The sequence below is a fragment of the Parvularcula dongshanensis genome (assembly GCF_014199615.1).
Lineage (GTDB): Bacteria > Pseudomonadota > Alphaproteobacteria > Caulobacterales > Parvularculaceae > Parvularcula > Parvularcula dongshanensis.
The window spans coordinates 785,707-804,929 of record NZ_JACHOB010000001.1 but is presented as its reverse complement, the minus strand read 5'-3'; the positions used below and the strand labels follow the sequence as shown (position 1 = coordinate 804,929).

General features: G+C 69.6%; 13 protein-coding genes and 1 pseudogene. 9 read left to right on the top strand and 5 right to left on the bottom strand.

All coding sequences use genetic code 11. The features are described 5' to 3' along the window. Positions 1 to 17: 17 nt before the first annotated feature. Positions 18 to 1,745 (bottom strand): annotated as a pseudogene (locus tag GGQ59_RS14900) (hypothetical protein); the annotation flags it as partial. Between the two features lie 715 nt (positions 1,746 to 2,460). Between GGQ59_RS14900 and GGQ59_RS03785 the strand changes: the two are divergent. Both GGQ59_RS03785 and GGQ59_RS03780 read left to right on the top strand, forming a co-directional pair. Continuing rightward, positions 2,461 to 3,243, top strand: a complete 783-nt coding sequence (locus GGQ59_RS03785; RefSeq protein ID WP_183815947.1) for a MauE/DoxX family redox-associated membrane protein — start codon at positions 2,461 to 2,463, stop codon at positions 3,241 to 3,243. Positions 3,244 to 3,331: 88 nt separating this feature from the next. Continuing rightward, positions 3,332 to 4,195 carry a pirin family protein gene (locus GGQ59_RS03780; protein ID WP_183815945.1) on the top strand — a complete coding sequence of 288 codons (864 nt, stop codon included), beginning with the start codon at positions 3,332 to 3,334 and terminating at the stop codon, positions 4,193 to 4,195. A gap of 18 nt (positions 4,196 to 4,213) precedes the next feature. On the opposite strand, the gene putA is transcribed toward GGQ59_RS03780, so the two are convergent. Continuing rightward, a complete protein-coding gene (gene putA / locus GGQ59_RS03775; protein WP_183815943.1) occupies positions 4,214 to 7,327 on the bottom strand; it encodes a bifunctional proline dehydrogenase/L-glutamate gamma-semialdehyde dehydrogenase PutA in 3,114 nt (1,037 codons plus the stop codon). A 196-nt stretch (positions 7,328 to 7,523) separates the two neighbouring features. On the opposite strand from putA, the gene GGQ59_RS03770 reads away from it, so the two are divergent. The 3 genes from GGQ59_RS03770 (at position 7,524) to GGQ59_RS15120 (ending at position 12,775) form a co-directional block, all read left to right on the top strand. Further along, the gene (locus GGQ59_RS03770) at positions 7,524 to 8,909 is read left to right on the top strand and encodes a family 8 glycosyl hydrolase (protein ID WP_183815941.1); all 1,386 of its coding nucleotides are present in this window, start codon (positions 7,524 to 7,526) and stop codon (positions 8,907 to 8,909) included. Positions 8,910 to 8,995: 86 nt separating this feature from the next. Then, positions 8,996 to 10,087: a PAS domain-containing protein gene (locus tag GGQ59_RS03765; RefSeq protein WP_183815939.1), complete on the top strand. Its 1,092-nt coding sequence runs from the start codon at positions 8,996 to 8,998 to the stop codon at positions 10,085 to 10,087. 138 nt (positions 10,088 to 10,225) lie between these two features. After that, positions 10,226 to 12,775: a M10 family metallopeptidase C-terminal domain-containing protein gene (locus GGQ59_RS15120; RefSeq protein ID WP_183815937.1), complete on the top strand. Its 2,550-nt coding sequence runs from the start codon at positions 10,226 to 10,228 to the stop codon at positions 12,773 to 12,775. Between the two features lie 15 nt (positions 12,776 to 12,790). Here the strand turns inward: GGQ59_RS15120 and GGQ59_RS03755 are convergent, their stop codons facing one another. After that, positions 12,791 to 13,582 (bottom strand): class I SAM-dependent methyltransferase, encoded by a 792-nt coding sequence (locus GGQ59_RS03755; RefSeq protein ID WP_183815935.1) that lies wholly within the window; start codon positions 13,580 to 13,582, stop codon positions 12,791 to 12,793. Positions 13,583 to 13,777: 195 nt separating this feature from the next. On the opposite strand from GGQ59_RS03755, the gene ihfB reads away from it, so the two are divergent. Genes ihfB through trpB form a run of 4 tightly spaced genes read left to right on the top strand, consistent with a single transcriptional unit; the run spans position 13,778 to position 16,475 of the window. Then, positions 13,778 to 14,104, top strand: a complete 327-nt coding sequence (gene ihfB / locus GGQ59_RS03750) for an integration host factor subunit beta (protein ID WP_183815932.1) — start codon at positions 13,778 to 13,780, stop codon at positions 14,102 to 14,104. 47 nt (positions 14,105 to 14,151) lie between these two features. After that, the gene (locus tag GGQ59_RS03745; RefSeq protein ID WP_183815930.1) at positions 14,152 to 14,538 is read left to right on the top strand and encodes a LapA family protein; all 387 of its coding nucleotides are present in this window, start codon (positions 14,152 to 14,154) and stop codon (positions 14,536 to 14,538) included. After that, entirely contained in the window at positions 14,535 to 15,227 is a 693-nt protein-coding gene (locus GGQ59_RS03740; RefSeq protein ID WP_221400851.1) for a phosphoribosylanthranilate isomerase, read from the top strand. Before GGQ59_RS03745 ends, GGQ59_RS03740 begins: the two co-directional genes overlap by 4 nt. Before the next feature lie 3 nt (positions 15,228 to 15,230). Continuing rightward, the gene (gene trpB / locus GGQ59_RS03735; protein WP_183815928.1) at positions 15,231 to 16,475 is read left to right on the top strand and encodes a tryptophan synthase subunit beta; all 1,245 of its coding nucleotides are present in this window, start codon (positions 15,231 to 15,233) and stop codon (positions 16,473 to 16,475) included. Between the two features lie 4 nt (positions 16,476 to 16,479). Here the strand turns inward: trpB and GGQ59_RS03730 are convergent, their stop codons facing one another. Both GGQ59_RS03730 and GGQ59_RS03725 read right to left on the bottom strand, forming a co-directional pair. Continuing rightward, a complete protein-coding gene (locus tag GGQ59_RS03730) occupies positions 16,480 to 17,250 on the bottom strand; it encodes an SDR family NAD(P)-dependent oxidoreductase (protein WP_183815926.1) in 771 nt (256 codons plus the stop codon). Between the two features lie 32 nt (positions 17,251 to 17,282). Continuing rightward, positions 17,283 to 19,217, bottom strand: a complete 1,935-nt coding sequence (locus GGQ59_RS03725; RefSeq protein ID WP_183815924.1) for an acetyl-CoA carboxylase biotin carboxylase subunit — start codon at positions 19,215 to 19,217, stop codon at positions 17,283 to 17,285. Positions 19,218 to 19,223 lie beyond the last annotated feature (6 nt).

Here is a 19,223-nt window from a genome sequence, read left to right as displayed (position 1 = left end):
CCCCCTTCGCCGACGGCGAGCGCTTCTTGGCCGGCGGCGTTGGCATGGGCACCGAGAGCGGACGCGTTCTGACCGCTCGCCCGCGCCTGTTCGCCCAGCGCGAGGGAGTACGCGCTGTCGGCGACCGCACCGGCGCCCAGCGCGCTCGCACCGATAGCTTCGGCTTGGGCGCCATTGCCGATGCTCGTAGCGCGAGCGCCGCTGGCGACGACGTTGTTGCCGATCGCCAGGGTCTCGTCGGCGGAGATCATGACGTTGCTGCCGATCGCGAAGGCCTGGTCGCCGGTGACCTCGTTGTCGCGCCCGATGGCCAAGGAGCTGCCGCCGACCACCGTGTTGCGCGCGCCGAGAGCGATGGAATCCGCCCCCTCGGTCACATTGGTATGCCCGAGCGCGAGCGACGCCTCGCCGCTGACTTGGTTCCTATTGCCCAGCGCCACGGCCCCGTCCCCCTCGACGATGTTCGTGTCCCCCAGGGCGACGGCGCCCTCGCCCGTCGCCGAGTTGTCACGGCCCATCGCGACGGAACCGTCGCCGGTGGCGAAGTTCGGGTCGCCGATCGCGACCGCCCCGTTGCCCGAAGCAACGTTCGCGTAGCCGATCGAGACCGCCCGGCCCTCGCCCGCCACTGCGGCATCGCCGATGGCGACCGAACCGCCCGCTCGTGCTTCGGCGCCGCGCCCCGTCGCGATGGCGCTTTCCCCCATAGCGACCGCGCTCGGGCCGATCGCGATGGAATCCTCGCCTTCCGCGCGCGAGTCCGGTGCGGTCGACTGAGCGTTGAAGTACGGGTTCGTCCCGCCGCCGCCGCCGCCCGTACCGGTCTGCGTGTTCATCGACAACGCGACCGCATCGAAGGCCGACTGCATGTCGCCGTAGCTTGCGCCGCCGAATTCGATGTTCAGGGCGACCGTGCCCGTCTCGTGATCGAAGACGCTCGTACCGCCGTAAGCCGTGGCGAGGCTGACACCGAGATCGTTCATCTGACCGCCGCTGATCGCGTCGGCCGAACCGGCGGCCAGACTTCCCGTGGCCAAGTTCGTCAAGGCGACCGCGGCGCCCGCCTCGCCCAGAACGAGCTCGGTCTTGGACGCATCCGTGTAGGAGAGCGCCTCGCCGGCGAAGTCGTCGAGGCGGCTCGATACGGCCGCGACGTCGCCACTGAGCGTGCCGACCTGCCCGACAACCGCGTCGAACTCGCCCGACAGGACACCGACTTCGACCGAGACCGCGCCCAGATCGGAAGAGATCAACGCAACGTCTGCGGAGGTTTGTCCGACGGCCGTCGAGAGCGCGTCGAGGTCGGTCGAAACGAACTCCAAGTTCGCCGAGAGGTCGTCGGACACGCCCCGAAGCTGTGCGAGGTTGACGGCGTCCGTATCTTCGGAACCCGCTGCGAGGTTCGTGAGCTGTCGCTCCTGCCCGGTCGTGCCTAGCGAGACGTCGCCGACGCTGTTCTGACCTTGCGCAAGACCGAAGGCTTGATAGCCGGCGCGGACACCGCGGGTGCTGCGCGCACCGCGCCCCAGGGCGACGCCGCCCTCGGCCTCGACCGCCGCATCGTCGCCGATCGCAACGCCGCCCTGCGCGCCGATCACGCGGGCGCCGTTGCCCACGGCGATCGCGTTGACCGATGCCGCGTCCGTCAGGGCGGCGTTCCCGAACGCGATCGAGCCCACCTCGCCGGCGGAGGCCGCAAAGCCGGCATTGCCGAGCCCGCTGATCGTGTTGCCGCCGATCGCCATGCCCTGGCTTTCCCGGAGCGTGAAGCTGTCGGCGGCCGCGTTGCAGGGATCGGCCGGGCCCACGAGCGTGCCGTCCGAGGCGAGAACCTGGAGCGTGATCGGTTCGCCCGCCGCCGCCGCCGCGAGCGGAGTCGACAGATCGGTCTTGATCGTCGTCGCGGTGAAGGGCGTCAGCAGATCGAGGCGGCCGAACTGTGTGTTGAGGCTGCCTTCGAGAGGCTCGACGATGCCGGTGATCACGGGGGCCATGATGTCCGTCACGACCGAAGGCGGCAGTTGGACGCCGCTGCAAAGCTCGACGACGGCGCCGTTCGCGGCGACTGGCGCTGCGTGAGCGGGCAGCGCCGCCATCGCCGAGATGCTCACGGTCGAAAGAACGAGCCGTTTCGACCGGGCACGGTTCTTCCTCGCGTATCGGGTGTTCGCACTCGTCTTCAACATCATGATCCCCAACGGTTCTTCGCAAACGCAGAAGGGTATCACGAAATCGCGATCAAAAGGGATTAGGGTTAACGGCACCTATAACGGGCACGAAATCGGGCGGAATAATCGTCAGTTGTCTCCTCGACTGTTGCGCAAAGACCATGGTCGGAGGGAGGGGCACGCGCCGACCGTCCGTCCTGCACCGACACAGGCGGCGCGCCGCCCGACTGCAAAACATCCGAGACCTACCCACATGGGTTAGGGCGCTTACTCAATCTCAGGGAAACCGGCGATGAGCACTACGACTTCCAGTACCGACACCGCGGCGACCACGAAGCCCAAGGCCGTGCTCTACCGCATGGTCATGGAGAAGCACCTCTGCCCCTACGGCCTGAAGTCCAAAGCGCTGCTCGAGCGCAAGGGCTACGCGGTCGAGGACCACTGGCTGACGACGCGGGAGGAGACCGACGCGTTCAAGGCCGAGCACGACGTCAAGACGACGCCGCAGACCTTCATCGGGGGTGAGCGCGTCGGCGGCTACGACGCGCTGCGCGAGCGCTTCGGCGGGCACGTGCGTGCCAAGGGCGAGACGACCTACACGCCGGTGCTCGTCATCTTCGGCGTCTGCGCCCTGATGGCGGGGGCGGCGAGCTGGGGCGCGTTCCGCGAACTCTTCACCCTGCGCGGCATCGAGTGGTTCGCCGCGTTCTCCATGTGCGTGCTCGCGATCCAGAAGCTGCGCGACGTCGAGAGCTTCTCGACCATGTTCCTGAACTACGATCTCCTGGCGCAGCGCTTCGTCCGCTACGGCTACGTCTACCCGTTCGGCGAGCTCTTGGCCGGCGTCTTGATGATCGCGGGCGGGGTGTTCGGCCTTCTCGGCGCGCCGATCGCGCTCTTCATCGGGACGGTGGGCGCCGTTTCGGTCTTCAAGGCCGTGTACGTCGACAAGCGGGAGCTCAAATGCGCCTGCGTCGGCGGGGACACCAACGTGCCCTTGGGCTTCGTCTCGCTGACCGAGAACCTGGTCATGATCGCCATGGGGCTCTGGATGCTGGTCGAGGCCGCGATCTGAGGCGCCTCGCAAAGGGGCTTTGCGCAGGCAGTGCCTGTTCGGCGGCCGCACGGTTCTTACCTTCATGGTGAGACATCGGAGGACCGCCATGACCGGCCGCACCGTTCGCGCGCTTCACGCCGCGCATAGGGACGACATCGCCGACCTTACGACCCGCCGCCCCCTGCCGGGGCCACGGGTCGAGCAGGTCGACCCCTTCTTGTTCCTGAACCATCACGGGCCGCAGACCTACGGGCCGAACAATTCCGGCCTGCCCTTCGGCCCCCACCCCCATCGGGGCTTCGAGACCGTGACCTTCATCCTCGAAGGCAGCCTCAGCCACATGGATACGGGCGGGCATGAGAGCGTGATCGAGGCGGGCGGCGTTCAGTGGATGACCGCCGGGAAGGGCCTCGTCCACGCCGAGCTCAGCCCCGACGACTTCAAGCGCGAGGGCGGGCCGCTCGAGATCCTGCAGCTCTGGGTGAACCTGCCGCCGGCTCTGAAGATGACCGAGCCGCGCTATACGGGACTGCAGCGCGACGAGATCCCGGCCTTAGACCTCGGCGGCGGGGCGAGCGCGCAGCTGATCTCGGGCGAGCTGAAGGGCGAGACGGGGCCGATCCCGTCGCTCACCGGCGTGATGATGAGCGTCGTGCATCTGGAAGCGGGGGCGTCGGTCGCCCTGCCCGCCCCCGCCGCGCGCAACGTCTTCCTCTACGCCGTGCGCGGCACGGTGAGCGTCGGCGGCCAGGCGGTCGCGCCCTACACGCTCGCCGAGATGAACGCCGACGGCGACGAGGTGCGGATCGAGGCGGACAGCGACGCCGTCTTCCTCTTCGGGCACGCCGACCCGATCGGCGAGCCCGTGGTCGCGCACGGCCCCTTCGTGATGAACACGCAAGACGAGATCCGCCAGGCCTTCGCCGACTACCGCGCCGGGCTGTTCGAGCGGGAGCCGGTCAGCGTCTGACCGGCTCCGCGCCGCCGCTCACTCGTCCTCGCCCATGGCGATGAGGCTGGCGTTGCCGCCCGCCGCGGTCGTGTTGATCGTCACCGTCCGCTCCTCGCAGAAGCGGGTGAGGTAGAGCGGGCCGCCCGCCTTGGGGCCTGTGCCCGAGAGGCCCCGTCCGCCGAAGGGCTGTACGCCGACGATCGCGCCGATCTGGTTGCGGTTGACGTAGACGTTGCCCGCCGGCGCGCGGGGGACGAGGCGCGCGATGCGCTCTTCGAGACGCGTATGGAGGCCGAAGGTGAGGCCGTAGCCGGTCGAGCCGATCGCCTCCATCACCGCGTCGAGCTGGCGCGAGCCGTAGCGGATGACGTGGAGGATGGGCCCGAAGGCCTCCTCCTGCACGCTGTCCAGATCGGGCATCTCGACGATGCGGGGCGCGTAGAAGGTCCCCTCCTCCGGCGCCTCGCCGACATAGACGACGCGGCCCTCCTCGCCGACCTTGGCCCAATGCGCGTCGAGCCGTTCCCGCGCGGCGGCGTCGATGACGGGCCCGACATCCGTGCTCGCTTCGCCCGGATCGCCGAGGACGAGCGCCCGCGCCGCGCCTTCGATCATTTCGAGCATCGAGTCCGCGACGTCCTCCTGCAGGTAGAGCACCCTGAGCGCCGAGCAGCGCTGGCCCGCGCTCCTGAAGGCGGAGGAGATCACGTCGTCGGCGACCTGTTCGGGCAGGGCGGTCGAGTCGACGATCATCGCGTTGACCCCGCCGGTCTCCGCGATGAAGGGAATGATCCCCCCTTCCCGCTCGGCCAGGGTTCGGCCGATCGCCTTCGCGGTCTTGGTCGAACCGGTGAAGGCGACGCCTGCGATCCGTTCGTCCGCAGTCAGCGCGGCGCCGACCTTGCCGCCGCCCAGGACCAGGTTGAAGATGCCGCCGGGGATGCCCGCCTCGTGCGCGAGCTTCACGGCCATCGCCGCCGTGACGGGCGTTTGCTCCGCCGGCTTGGCGACGACCGCGTTTCCGGCCGCGATGGCCGCCACGGCCTGGCCGACGAAGATCGCGAGGGGGAAGTTCCACGGCGCGATGCAGGCGAAGACGCCCCGGCCTTCGAGGTGGTAGGTGTTGGTCTCGCCCACCGGGCTCGGAAGGTCCTTGGGCGCCATGACCCGTTCGGCTTCGGCCGCGTAGTAGCGGCAGAAGTCGACCGCCTCGCGCACCTCGGCGAGGCCGTCATCCATGGTCTTTCCGGCCTCCGCCCCGAGGACGCCGAGGAGTTCGTCCCGGTGCGCCTCGAGGATGTCGGCATAGGCGCGGAGGCAGCTCGCCCGCGCGGCCGGCCCCTTGCGGTCCCAGGCGGGGAAGGCGTCCTTCCCGACGGCAACGGCGCGGGCGACGTCGGCCTCGCTCGTCTCCGCCCATCGCGCGAAGGTCCGGCCCGTCGCGGGGTTGACCGCGTCGCGCAAGTCGTTCTCTCCGAGCGAAGCGCCGCCGACGAAGCCCGTCACGGTCTCCTCGCCGACGTAACCCCCCGCGACGGCGCCGCTGAGCTCGGCGAGGTCGGGGCGGTAGCCGAGCTCGGCCCCGCGGCTGTTGCGGCGGTCGGGGTAGAGGTCCGGCGGCACGTGGATCGCGGGGTGGAAGACGGGCCGCCCCGCATCCATCAGCTCCCGGATCGCGTCTTCGGGCTGCGTCAGGAGGTCGTCGTCGGAGATGCGGTCGTCGGCGACCTTGGCCACGAAGGAGGAGTTCGCCGCGTTCTCGAGCAGGCGCCGGACGAGGTAGGCGAGAAGCTCCTTGTACCCGCCGACCGGCGCGTAGACGCGGACGGGCACGCCCGCGTCCTTGATCTCGCCGTCGTGCAGGATCTCGCCCATACCGTGCAGGCGCTGGAACTCGTAGCCCGCCTCGGGGCCGGTGCCGCCGAGCTCCAGGATCGTCGCCATGGTGAGGGCGTTGTGGGTCGCGAACTGCGGGTAGAGGTTGTCGCGCATCGCGAGCAGCCGCTTGGCACAGTCGTGGTAGCAGAGGTCGGTCGCGACCTTGCGCGTGTAGACGGGGAAGTTCTCGAGGCCCCGCTCCTGGGCGCGCTTGATCTCCGTGTCCCAATAGGCGCCCTTCACGAGGCGGACCTTGAAGCGGCGGCCGAGGCGGCTCGCCACGTCGTTGACGTAGGAGATCACCGCTGGGCTGCGCTTCTGATAGGCCTGGACCGCGAGGCCGAAGCCGTCCCAGCCCGCAAGGCGCTCGTCCGCGGCGACGGCGGCGAAGACGTCGAGCGAGAGCTCGAGGCGGTCGGCCTCCTCCGCGTCGACGGTGAAGCCGAGGTCGTGCTGCTTCGCGGCGATGGCGAGCTCGGTCAGGCGCGGCACCAGCGTCTTCAGGACGTCTTCGCGGTTCTTGAGGAGGTAGCGCGGGTGGAGCGCGGAGAGCTTGACCGAGATGCCGGACCGGTCGGGCATCTCGCGGCCGAGGCGCTCGGCCCGCTCGCCGATCGCCTTGATCGCGTCCTCATAGGCCTTCGTGTAGCGCGCCGCGTCCTCGTGGGTGCGGGCGCCCTCGCCCAGCATGTCGTAGGAGTAGCGGAGCCCCTTGCGCTCCTGCTTGGCGGCGCGGGCGAGCGCGTCCTCGATCGTCTGACCGAGGACGAAGTTGTGCCCGAGGAAGCTCATGGCCTGGCGCGTGCCGGTGCGCACGACCGGGCTGCCAAGGCGCCTCACCATGCCGCGCAGCACGCCGCTCGGGGTCTCGCCCTGCCGGACGATGCGGGCCGAGAGCCCGATACCCCAAGAGGCGGCCATCAGGAGCCACCCCTCGTCGCCGTCCGGCGCGTCCCAGTCGCCCGCACCGAGCTTGTCCTCGATCAGGCGGTCCTGGGTCGCAGGGTCCGGCACGCGCAGCAGCGCCTCCGCCAGCACCATGAGGGCGAGGCCCTCCTTGGTGGAGAGCGAGTACTCCTGCATGAAGTCCTCGAGCCCCGCGCCCTTCGGCGCCTTGCGGATCGCCTCGATGTAGCGCCGCCCCCTCTTGCGCACGCGCGCTTCGACTTCAGGAGAAAGCCCGCCACGGGCGAGCATCGCCTCGATGAGGGCGGTGTCAGGCGGGCAGTACTCCGCCTCGAAGGGCGGAAGGGCTGTATCCGAGTAAGGCATCCGCGCACCTGAGACGTGCGCGGTCTCAGCGTCAACGATACCGGTCAATACAAGTGCGGCTGCCGCGCCTCTTGGCCGATCAATACTTTGCTACTGCAAGTTTTGCATCTTCCGTCTAGCGGTCGCCTCAAAGGCGCGCCAAGCTGATGATAGCGCCCAACAGAGGCGCGGTTCGATAGCCAGGGAGTGACACTGCATGCCGACCCTTCCACGCCTGAAGACTAGCCTTCGAGGTCTCTTGTGCGGCCTCGTGGGGACCACCGCGCTCGGGGCCGCGCACGCGCAGAGCGTCACCCCGGGCAATGCGACCCCGCCGCGCGAGGGCGCCGTCGAGAGCGGGCAGTACCGGAGCCTCTTCTACGAGATCGGCAAGACCCCGATCGAGATCGCCGACAAGCTGCGCTACGCCTACTACGTCTACTTCGAGGACCCGAACGTCAGCACCACGGACCCGGCGAACGGGACCAACCGCCTCTACTTCGACTACGACGCGGACGAGGCGTACATCCTGAACCCCAAGACCTATGACGGGGCGAACCCGGTCGACGTGCGTTCGGAAGGTCAGTCCTATGGGATGATGATCACCGTACAGATGAACGACCAGGCGCGCTTCGACAAGCTCTGGCGCTTCGCCTACGAGCGGATGCTGTACAAGTCCGGGCCGTGGGAAGGGTACTTCTGCTGGAAGTTCAACCCGCTGCCGATCGGCGCGAACCAGGGTTCCTGCGTCGGCAACACGCCTGCGCCGGACGGCGAGGTCTACTTCGCGGCCGCCCTGTACATCGCGCACGCACGCTGGGGCAGCGAAGCGGGCACCGGGCCCAAGAACTACAAGTACTGGGCCGACGAGATCACGCGGGAGATGCTGCACCAGGAAGAGGACAATGGCGGCCGCGTGGACGGCGTGACCAACATCATCGACCGGGCCACGAACCAGATCGTCTTCGTGCCCTACTACAGCTCGGCCGAGCACACGGACCCCTCCTACCACCTGCCGCACTTCTTCGAGCTCTTCGCGCAGCGCGGGCCCGTCGCGGATCGGCAGCGCTGGGCGGCGGTGGCGAAGACCAGCCGCGACTACCTGAACCGGCTGCGGCAGAAGAACCCGCGGACCTGCCTGTCGCCGGAGTACGCGACGTTCTCGGCCGATCCCTATCAGAGCCCCTACAACGCGGAGTCGACGCTTCACGTCGCCGACGCGTGGCGCGTGGCGGGGAACGTCGGCATGGACACCTACTGGTGGGCGGAGGATCCGCGCCAGGCGCTCCACGCCAACTGCCTCCTCGACTTCTTCTACGACGCGAACAGGGGCGGCGGGGGCCTCGAGAACGGGGGCGCCTACTTCCAGCGCTACGCCCTCGACGGCACGCCCTTGGAGCGGAACTATCCGCGCTGGGGCGGCCAGCAGGGCATGAACGCGGCCGCCGTCCTCGCCGCGCGGGTTCCGAACGGCGACTGGCCCTACGCCTTCGTCGAGGACCTCTGGAACGCGGGCCCGCCGACGGGCGGCGACCGCTACTACTCCGGCATGCTCTACATGCTGGGCACGCTGTCCGCCTCGGGCATGTACCGGGCGTACTGAACGGCGGAGGGGCCGGCGTGGCCGGCCCCTTTTCTTGACCGCGATCCTCGTTACGACCTAACTTTTTGGTCGTGGGGAAAGACGGCATGACAGAATCCAGCAGGAGCGGCGACTCAGGTACTATCGAAGGTTCGATCGCACGGCTGCCCTTCGCCATGGTGCTCACCGATCCGCGGATCGAGGACAACCCGATCGTCTACGTGAACGACGCGTTCGAGCGCATGACGCTCTACAGCCGCGCCTTCGCCGTCGGACGCAATTGCCGCTTCCTTCAAGGCGACGCCGCCGCGCCGGCCGACGTCGAGACGATCCGGACCGCCATCGCCGAGGGGCGCGACGTCAGCGTCGACATCGACAACCAGAAGGCCGACGGCACGACGTTCAGGAACCGCCTCGTCATCGCGCCCTTGCGAAGCGAGAGCGGCGAGCTCACCGGCTTCTTGGGCATGCAGACGGACCTCGACGCCCACCCTCGGACCGCCGAGGCCGGCGGCGACGGGCGGGACTTGATGCTGCGCGAGGTGCAGCACCGGGTGAAGAACCACCTCGCCATGATCGTCAGCATGATCCGGCTTCAGGCCGAACGGAAGGTGACGCGCGAAAGCTTCGAGGCGCTCAGCCACAGGATCGAAAGCCTCGCCCTCCTCTACGACGAGCTGTCGGGCAGAGGCGTCGCCGCCGTCGGCGACACGACCATCGCGGCAGGCGCCTATCTCAGCCGCGTCGCCGCGGCCCTGGCGGCGATCGACGGACGCGGCTCGATCCGGATCAACGTCGAATGCGAGGAGATCGAACTGCCCGTCGAGATCACGGCGCGGCTCGGCCTCCTGCTGACCGAGTTCCTGACCAACGCGCTGGAGCACGCCTTCAAGGGACGCAATGAGGGCGTGGTCCGCATCCGGTTCCAAAAGCTTACGGGCGGCGGCGTGAGGCTGATGGTGGAGGATGACGGGGTCGGCTTGCGGGAAGGCTCGAACTGGCCTTGGGACGCCGACAGCGTGGAGGCCCAGGCCTCGCGCACGCAGACCGAGCCGGGCGAGCTCGACACCACCGGCCATGACGGCGCCTCGGGCATGGGGGGCAGCATCGTCGCCGCCCTCGTCCAGTCCCTCGGCGCAAAGCTCGACGTCAACACCGCGACGCGCGGGACGGTGATCACGCTGGATCTAGAGACGTAAGAACGGGCGAGCCCGAAGCCGACGCTTCGAGGTCCCAGCTTCGCCCCCCCTGTAGAGGTTTGAGACAGCGTAAGAATCCGCTTCTTCGTGCGGACTTCCCGCGCTAATATCGGGCCGGGAACGGGGGCGCGATCATCAATGGATCACAAGCATTACGAGTTCGGCTCGGCCGGATTCCGGGCGTTCGGCGCGGCCGAATTCTGGCGCGCCGAGACTGCGCCGGTCCGCCCCGCCCGATCGGCGGTCTTCGACGTCCTGCCGAGCTTCTCGCATGAGGAGGCGGCCGCCCAGATCAGCCGGCTCGATTGGAAGTGGGACGACGGGGACGCGGGGACGGGCCGGAACGTCGCCCTGCCCGACGGCTCCGTCGTCTTCGATCCGAACGCGCTCGGAACGCCCGGCACCGTCACCTACGGCTATCTGGACGCGGCCGGGATGGCCGCGTTCGGGATCGAGGGCGACGGAACATTCGCCCTGCCGACGGCCGCGCAGATCGCCGACTTCGAAGACGCGATCGCCCTCATCGAGCAGGTCGCGAACATCGACTTTCGCCGGGTCGGCGGTGCGGGCGGCGCGTCGTCTCCGGGTACGGTCGAGATCGGCCTTTCGACCTGGACCAATGGCGGGGGCGGGGTCACCTTCTTCGAGGGCGGGGACGGCGAGATGATTTCGGCCGCCGCGACCGTGTCGTCCTGGTCCTTTGAGAACGGCGAGGGGTTCTTCGTGGCGCTGCACGAAATCCTGCACGCCGTCGGCCTCTCCCATCCGGGCGAGTATGACGGCGAAGCGGCCGTGTCCTACGACGCGGAAGCCGAGTACCGCGAAGACAGTCTTCAGTACACGGTCATGAGCTACTGGGGCGAGGACGAGACCGGCGGCTCGTTCCGCGGCGCCTACCCGACCGGGCTGATGCTTCACGACGTCCTCGCGCTGCAGCGCCTCTACGGTGCGAGAGGGGGCGTGCGGGCCGGCGACGACGTGTACGGCGTCGCCGCCACGGACCCGGCCTTCTCGATCACCGGCGAGTCCTCCCCCCCGATCGCGGCGGTTTGGGACACGGGCGGCATCGACACGTTCGACTTCTCGACGATCACGTGGGATCAGACGATCGACCTTCGCCCCGGCGCGATCTCCTCCGTCGGGAGCCTCTACTCGAACCTCGCCATCGTGCCCGGCGTCGTGATCGAGAATGCGCGGGGCGGGTCTGGCAACGACCTTCTCATCGGCAACGATGCGCGGAACCTCCTCGACGGCGGCGAGGGGTTCGACACGGTGAGCTACGAGCACGAGGCGGCGGGCGTCGTCGCGCATCTGGGCGCGGGCGCGCCCGGCGGCAGCGACCTCATGATCGCGATCGAAACGATGATCGGCTCTCCGTTTGCGGACAGGCTGTCTTCGTCGGTGGACGCGGAGTTGCAGGGGGGCGGCGGCAACGACACGCTGACGGGCGGCGGCCTGCTCGACGGCGGCGCCGGGCACGACCTTCTTATCGGCGCCAGCGGCGGCGGCTTGCTGATCGGCGGCGGCGGCGACGACACGCTGCGCGGCGTCGCCAATGACGGCCAGTTCGTCTTCGCGGGGGACGACGGGTTCGACATCGCCGACCTGCGCTACGCGACGCGGCCGATCGTTCTCACCATCCCGATGGATGAGTGGGGGTACGTCGACTACAGCCTCGTGACGGACGAGGAGGGCATCGACGCGTTGCGAGAGGTCGAGGGCTTGATCCTGTCGCGTTACGACGACGACGTGACCGGAACATGGGGCGCCGATTACCTGGACGGATGGGAAGGGAACGACACGCTCATCGGCGGCGGGGGCGACGACACCCTCATGGGCGGCCCCGGTGACGACGTCATCTTCGCAGACGACGGCGCGGGCGCTTACGCCGTCATCCTGAACGGAACGCCGGGTGCTGACGTGCTGACGGGCAACGCGCGCGACAACGAGATCCACGGCTTCGGCGGCGACGATCGGCTCAGCGGCGGGGCGGGCTCAGACACGCTCTATGCGGGCGCGGGGAACGATACGCTCCTCGGCGACGGCGACTACGACCTTCTGCTTGGCGAAGCCGGCGACGACACCTTGACCATGACCGCGTTCGCCGGCGCGGCGAATGGCGGCGACGGATGGGACACACTCGACCTCTCGCGGCTGTCCAAGGGCGCTCGGGTGATTCTCGACCCGTTCGGCGGTCGGGGCGTACCGATGGGAGCCGACTTCTGGGATTGGGAGGAGCGGTTCACCACCTACTCGATCGAAGAGGTGATCGGAACATCCTACGCGGACGAGTTCATCTTGAACATCCAGGGCGCGGTGATTGATGCCGGTGCCGGGAACGACGTGTTCGACGAGTTCGCGTTCGGCAGCACGCTTCTAGGCGGGCTCGGCGACGATCGGCTCTTCGTCGGCGGCGACAACGTGCTGACCGGCGGCGCCGGCCGCGACGTCTTCGATGCGCGCGGGCGCGGCGGCACCGTGATCACCGACTTCGAGGACGGCGTCGATCGGATCGACCTCTCCTACGTGCAGGTCTATGTCGAGCACGACGGTGTAAGGAACGCCCGGTGGTCCGACGTCTCGTTGACGCAGGAGGCCGAGGGCGTGAGGGTGGACGTCGGCGATGCCGACTTCCTTCTGCACGGCGTCGGGCTCGAGCAGATCACGCAGGCGGACTTCATCCTGTAGCGGGGCCCGCCCGGCTCAGATCCGCCAACCCATGTGTAGCGCCGCGACCCCGCCGGTCAGGTTCTCGACCTTGACGCGCGCGAAGCCCGCATCCTCGACCTCGAGCGCGAAGGCGTCCTGCGGCGGAAAGCGTCTGATCGACTCGACGAGGTAGCGATAGCTGTCCTCGTCGTCCGCGACCCAGCGGCCGAGGCGGGGGATGAAGGCGTCCGAGTAGGCCGCGTAGAGCGCCTCGAAGCTCGCGGTCACGGGCCGCGAGAACTCGAGGCACACGAAGCGCCCGCCCGGCTTCAGGACGCGCCTCGCCTCCGACAGGGCGCGGTCGCGGTGCGTCACGTTCCTGATGCCGAAGGCGACGGTGTAGGCGTCGAACGCGGCGTCCTCGAAGGGCAGGGCCTCCGCGTCGGCGCAGACGCGGTCCGGCACGGCGCGGCCGTCCTTGTCCCTGCCCGCGACCATCATCGCGTGGTTGATGTCGCAGATCGTCGCGCTGGCGCTGGGTCTGCCGCGCGCAGGCCGCTCGGCGGCGCGAGCGAGGAAGCCCCTCGCGACGTCGCCCGTGCCCCCGGCCACGTCCAGGAGGCGCTGCCCGGGCTGCGGGTTCAGCCGGTCGAGGAGTACGCTCTTCCAAGCGCGGTGGACGCCGAGGCTCATCAGGTCGTTCATGACGTCGTAGGCGGGCGCGACCCCGTCGAAGACGCCGCGGACGAGGCCGGCCTTCTCGTTCTCGTCGACGTCGCGTGCGCCGAAGCTGACGCGGCGGGGCGAATCAGGCACGGGGCCGCGGGGGGCTTCAGGCTGGTCCATGCCGCCTTTTGGCGTCCCATCGGTCCGGCATCAATCCGCGCAGGATCAGTAGCCTGTGCGTTAGTGTTGACAAATGTTAAAGCGCAGACCCATTGTGCCGTCGCGGCCCGCCGCATCAGGACGGGAGCCGTTCGCGTACGCACCCCCTGACCCCTTCGGCAGGACGGTTGCGGCTAGGAAGGGAGGGATCGCGTCATGATCAAGTCCGAACTGATCCAGAAGCTCTCGCAAGAGAACCCGCACCTCTACGCCAAGGACGTGGAGCGCGTGGTCGCCGCCATCTTCGGCGAGATCGCGGACGCGCTGTGTGCGGGAGACAGGGTCGAGCTTCGCGGCTTCGGCGCCTTCTCGGTCAAGCACCGCGAAGCGCGCACGGGTCGCAACCCGAGGACCGGCGAGCCCGTGGAGATCGACGAGAAGTGGACCCCGTTCTTCAAGACCGGCAAGGAGATGCGCGAGCGGCTGAACCGCGAGCCCGTGGCCGGGACGAAGGACGACGAGCGCATGCGCGCCGCGCGCTGACGCTTCCGCGTCTGGTCAGCTACGTGCCCAGCGTCTAACAGCGCGCCATGCGACGCGCCCTGACCCTCCTCGTCCTGTTCGTCCTCGGCGTCCTCCTCGCCGTCTTCCTGACGGCGAACAGCGACCCCGTGACGCTGAGCATGGACCCGTTCTCGAAGGACGCGCCGGCGGTGTCGGTCGGTCCGATCTCGCTCGCCTACGTCCTTCTGATCCCGCTCTTCTTAGGCTTCGTGCTCGGCGGCTTCGGCATGTGGCTGTCGGGCGGCAAGGCCCGGACGCTCGCCAAGGAGCGGCAGCGGGAAGTTCGCCGGCTGCGCGAAGAGCTGCGCGAAGCGCGCAGCCTCAAGGCGCCGCAGCATGACGGCGTGCTCGTCCCCGTCGGCCAGGCCGGGCCCGGCGAGACCCCGACGGGTCTGCCGAGCGTAAGGGCGTGACCGAACCCGCCCTGAGCACGGCGGGCCTCGTCAAGATCTGCGGCCTGACGGACGAGGCGGGCGTCGAGGCGGCGACAGGGGCGGGCGCGGATCTCGTCGGCCTCGTCTTCGTGCCGAAGAGCCGCCGCTACGTGCCGCCCGCCCAGGCCGCCGCGCTGGCGGCGCGTGCAAGGGGCGAAGCTTCGGTCGTCGGGCTGTTCCAGGACCCCGCCCTCTCCGAGATCGAGGAGGTCCTCGAAGCGGTTCCCCTCGACCTCCTCCAGCTGCACGGCCGGGAAAGCGAGGAGGACGTTCTGCGAATCCAAACGGGCTTCGGCCTGCCGGTGATCCGGGCGTTCGGCGTCGCCAGCGAGGGCGACCTCTACGAGAGCGCAGGCAGCAACGCGGCGCTGGCGCTGTACGACGCCAAGCCGCCCACCGGGGCGGGCGCGGCCGGGGGGCACGGCGCCACCTTCGACTGGTCGGTGCTGCGCGCGGCGCCCGGAAGCCCGCGCTGGCTCCTCGCAGGAGGGCTGACGCCGCAGAACGCGGCTGACGCCGTCCTCGCCTGCCGGGGGCTGCCTGGCTTCGCCGGGCTCGACGTGTCGTCGGGCGTGGAGAGCGCGCCCGGCGTGAAGGACCCGTCACGCATCGCCCGCTTCGTCGCGGCAACGAGGGCTGCTATGGCCGCGGCCCCACAGGAGAGTTGAGACATGGCGGACGCCGCGAGACGCAACAGCTACAGGACGGGCCCGGATCAGGACGGCCGGTTCGGCCACTTCGGCGGGCGATTCGTCGCCGAGACCCTGATGCCGCTCGTCCGCGCGCTCGAGGCCGAGTACGAGGCGGCGAAGACGGACCCGGCGTTCAGGGCCGAGTTCGATGAGCTTCTGCGGACCTATGTCGGGCGCCCCTCGCCGCTCTACCACGCGCGGCGCCTGACCGAGCACGTCCGCGAGGGCGCCGAGCCCGGCCACGGCGCGAAGATCTACTTCAAGCGCGACGAGCTGAACCATACGGGCGCGCACAAGATCAACAACTGCGTCGGTCAGATCCTCCTTGCCCGCCGCATGGGCAAGACGCGGATCATCTGCGAGACGGGGGCGGGCCAGCACGGGGTCGCGACGGCGACCGTCTGCGCGCTCTTCGGGCTGAAGCTGACCGTCTACATGGGCGCGACCGACGTCGAGCGGCAGAAGCCCAACGTCTTCCGCATGAGGCTCCTCGGTGCCGAGGTGAAGCCCGTCACTTCCGGCACGGGCACGCTCAAGGACGCGATGAACGAGGCCTTGCGCGACTGGGTGACGAACGTCGCGGACACCTTCTACGTCATCGGCACGGCGGCCGGCCCCCACCCCTACCCCGCCATGGTGCGCGACTTTCAGTCCGTGATCGGCACCGAGGCGCGAGCGCAGATGCTGAAGGCGGAAGGCCGCCTACCCGACTGCATCATGGCGTGCATCGGCGGGGGGTCGAACGCGATCGGCCTCTTCCACCCCTTCCTCGACGACGAAGAGGTCGAAATCATCGGGGTCGAGGCGGCGGGGCGCGGTTTGGAGAGCGGGGAGCACGCGGCCAGCCTCACCGGCGGGCGGCCCGGCGTCCTGCACGGCAACCGGACCTACCTCCTTCAGGACGAGGACGGACAGATCACCGACGCGCACTCGATCTCGGCAGGCCTCGACTACCCCGGCATCGGGCCCGAACACGCCTGGCTGCACGACACCGGGCGCGTGTCCTACGTCTCGGCGACCGACGAGGAGGCGCTGAAGATGTTCCAGCTCTGCTGCCGCCTCGAGGGAATCATCCCCGCGCTCGAGCCTTCGCACGCCCTCGCCCGGGCGCTCGACCGCGCGAAGGAGATGCGCTCCGAGCAGATCCTCCTCCTCAACATGTGCGGCCGGGGCGACAAGGACGTGTTCGCGGTCGCAGCGGCGCTCGGCCAGGACGTGGACTGACGAATTAGCCTTCGCCCCGCGACACCGACAACGGTCCGGACGCCTGCTGCACGGGCATTACCTCGACCCTGTTGACGACTACATGGGGCGGCAGGGCGAGGAGGTTCGCGATCACCTCGGCGATGTCCTCGCCGGTGAGGGCTTCGACCCCTTCGTAGACCTTGGCGGCCTTCCGCTCGTCGCCGGAGAAGCGCACGGAGGAGAACTCCGTATCCGCCATGCCGGGCTCGACGCAGGCGACGCGGACCTTCGAGCCGAGAAGGTCCGCCCGCAGGTTCAGGCTGAACTGGCGCACGAAGGCCTTGGTCCCGCCATACACGTTGCCGCCGGGATAGGGGTAGGTCCCGGCGATCGAGCCGATGTTGACGACGTCGGCACGGGGGAGCGCCTTCAGCTGCGGCAGGAAGGCACGGGTCACGTGGACGAGGCCCCGGATGTTGGTGTCGATCATCCGGTCCCACTGGTCGAGGTCGGCCTCGTCCGCCCCGCCGAGGCCAAGGGCGAGCCCCGCGTTGTTGACGAGGATGTCTGGCGCGAAGCCCTTCGGCAGCGCCGCCGGCAGGGTTGCGACGGCCTTCGCATCGGTGACGTCGAGCGTGAGGGGGTAGACGCGCCCCTCATGCCCCGCCGCCAGCCCTTCGAGCCTATCGGTCCGGCGTCCGGCGGCGACGACCTTCGCGCCGCCCGCCAATAGGCGCTCGGCGGTCGCGCGGCCGATGCCGGACGTGGCACCGGTGACGAGGGCGCAGCGGCCCTCGAAGCTCTTATCGGTCATGGAACGACTCCGTTCTTTCGATCGCCAGGCGGTCAGTCCGCCTCGAAGCCGAGGAGCTTCGCGCCCTCGGCCACCGTGTCGCCGGGAAGGTAGGGCGTCTCGACGATCCGCCCGTCCGCCGGCGCCTTGACCACGTGCTCCATCTTCATCGCCTCGATGGTGAGAAGAGGCGTGCCCGCCTCGACCTGTTGGCCGACTTCGACCAGCACGGCCGTCACCGTGGCGGGCATGGGCGCAAGAAGAGAGGCCGCGTCCGCGCCGCCCGCCGCGGCTTCGGCGAGGGGGTCGTGGAGCGTCAGCGGGTAGGTCTCGCCGTCCGGCCCCGTGACGAGGAGGCCCGTTCCGGTCGCCCTCACCGCGTAGGCATGGCGCGCCCCGCCCTCCGACAGGAGAACGGCCTTCTTCGTCACCTCCGCGCCCTCCAAGCGGACGGTCTCGTCCCCGACCGTTCCCGACCAGTCCTCGCCGCGCTCGGACAGGGAGACGGGGACGGGGCCGTCCGTGCCTAAGAAGGCCGCGCTCACCGTCCGGGGCAGGTTGAGGCGGAAGGGCGAGCCCGCCCGCAGCCCGCGCCACAGGGCCGCCGCCGCGAGGACGCGCGCGCCGGGCGCCGGATCCTCGCGCAGGCCCGCCCCTTCTCCTTCCAGAAAGCCGGTCGTCACCCCGCCGTCTTCGAAGGCCGGGGCGGCGAGGATGCGGCGCAAGAAGCGCAGATTGGTGGAGACGCCTTCGACCCTCGCCCCGGCGAGGGCGTCCCGCAGGCGGCGAAGCGCGGCCATCCGGTCGGGGCCGTGCGCGACGATCTTGGCGAGCATCGGGTCGTAGTACGGCGTGACCGTCGAGTTCGGGCCGATCCCCTGATCGACGCGCACGCCCCGCCCGCGCGGCAGGCTGAGGTCCGTGATCCGCCCGGTGCTCGGCATGTCCCCGCGGGCCGGATCCTCCGCGTAAAGGCGGACTTCGATCGCATGGCCGTCGCAACGGACCTCGTCCTGGCGCAGCGGCAGGCCTTCGCCGGAGGCGACGCGCAGCTGCCACTCGACGAGGTCGAGGCCGGTGATCATCTCGGTCACCGGGTGCTCGACCTGCAGGCGCGTGTTCATCTCCATGAAGTAGACGCCGTCCACGCCGTCGTAGAGGAACTCGACCGTGCCCGCCCCGCGGTAGGAAACGGCCTCGGCTGCGCGGACGCCCGCCTCGAGGAGGCGCGTTCGCACGGCGCCGGGCAGCTTCGGCGCCGGGGCCTCCTCGACCACCTTCTGGTAGCGTCGCTGCACGGAGCAGTCGCGCTCGAAGAGGTGGAGGACCTCGCCCCTGCCGTCGCCGAAGACCTGGACCTCGACGTGGCGGGGGGCGCCTAGGAACTTCTCGACGAGGACGCGGTCGTCGCCGAAGGCCGAGGCGGCCTCGCGCCGGGCGCCCGCGAGCGCCTCCTCGATCTCGCCCGGCCCCTGGACGATCCGCATGCCCTTGCCCCCGCCGCCCGAGACCGCCTTGAGGAGGACCGGGTAGCCGATGCGCTCGGCCTCGCGGGCGAAGGTCGCGGGCGACTGGTCCTCGCCCTGATAGCCCGGCAGGAGCGGCACGCCCGCCTTCTGCATCGCGTCCTTGGCGGCCGCCTTGGAGCCCATCAGCGCGATCGTCTCCGGGCTGGGGCCGACGAAGGCGAGCCCCGCCGCCTCGCAGGCGCGGGCGAAGCCTTCGTTCTCGGACAGGAACCCGTAGCCGGGGTGGACGGCGTCCGCGCCCGCGCGCTTCGCCGCCTCGAGGATCGCGTCCTTGCGCAGATAGCTCTCGGAGGCCGGCGCGGGACCGATCAGGTAGGCCTCGTCGGCCGCCCGGGCGTGAGGAGCGTCCCTGTCGGCCTCGGAGAAGACGGCGACGGTCTTGATGCCGAGGCGGCGCGCGGTGCGGCAGACGCGCACCGCGATCTCGCCCCTGTTGGCGATGAGTAGCTTTCCGATCATGCCCCG

Bases quoted from the DNA above. Each gene is read 5' to 3' on its own strand.
- putA (WP_183815943.1), bottom strand. From the start codon at position 7,327: ATGCCTTACTCGGATACAGCCCTTCCGCCCTTCGAGGCGGAGTACTGC.
- GGQ59_RS03755 (WP_183815935.1), bottom strand. From the start codon at position 13,582: ATGGACCAGCCTGAAGCCCCCCGCGGCCCCGTGCCTGATTCGCCCCGC.
- GGQ59_RS03765 (WP_183815939.1), top strand. From the start codon at position 8,996: ATGACAGAATCCAGCAGGAGCGGCGACTCAGGTACTATCGAAGGTTCG.
- GGQ59_RS03725 (WP_183815924.1), bottom strand. From the start codon at position 19,217: ATGATCGGAAAGCTACTCATCGCCAACAGGGGCGAGATCGCGGTGCGC.
- GGQ59_RS03730 (WP_183815926.1), bottom strand. From the start codon at position 17,250: ATGACCGATAAGAGCTTCGAGGGCCGCTGCGCCCTCGTCACCGGTGCC.
- GGQ59_RS03780 (WP_183815945.1), top strand. From the start codon at position 3,332: ATGACCGGCCGCACCGTTCGCGCGCTTCACGCCGCGCATAGGGACGAC.
- trpB (WP_183815928.1), top strand. From the start codon at position 15,231: ATGGCGGACGCCGCGAGACGCAACAGCTACAGGACGGGCCCGGATCAG.
- GGQ59_RS03785 (WP_183815947.1), top strand. From the start codon at position 2,461: ATGAGCACTACGACTTCCAGTACCGACACCGCGGCGACCACGAAGCCC.
- GGQ59_RS03770 (WP_183815941.1), top strand. From the start codon at position 7,524: ATGCCGACCCTTCCACGCCTGAAGACTAGCCTTCGAGGTCTCTTGTGC.
- GGQ59_RS15120 (WP_183815937.1), top strand. From the start codon at position 10,226: ATGGATCACAAGCATTACGAGTTCGGCTCGGCCGGATTCCGGGCGTTC.
- GGQ59_RS03745 (WP_183815930.1), top strand. From the start codon at position 14,152: ATGCGACGCGCCCTGACCCTCCTCGTCCTGTTCGTCCTCGGCGTCCTC.
- ihfB (WP_183815932.1), top strand. From the start codon at position 13,778: ATGATCAAGTCCGAACTGATCCAGAAGCTCTCGCAAGAGAACCCGCAC.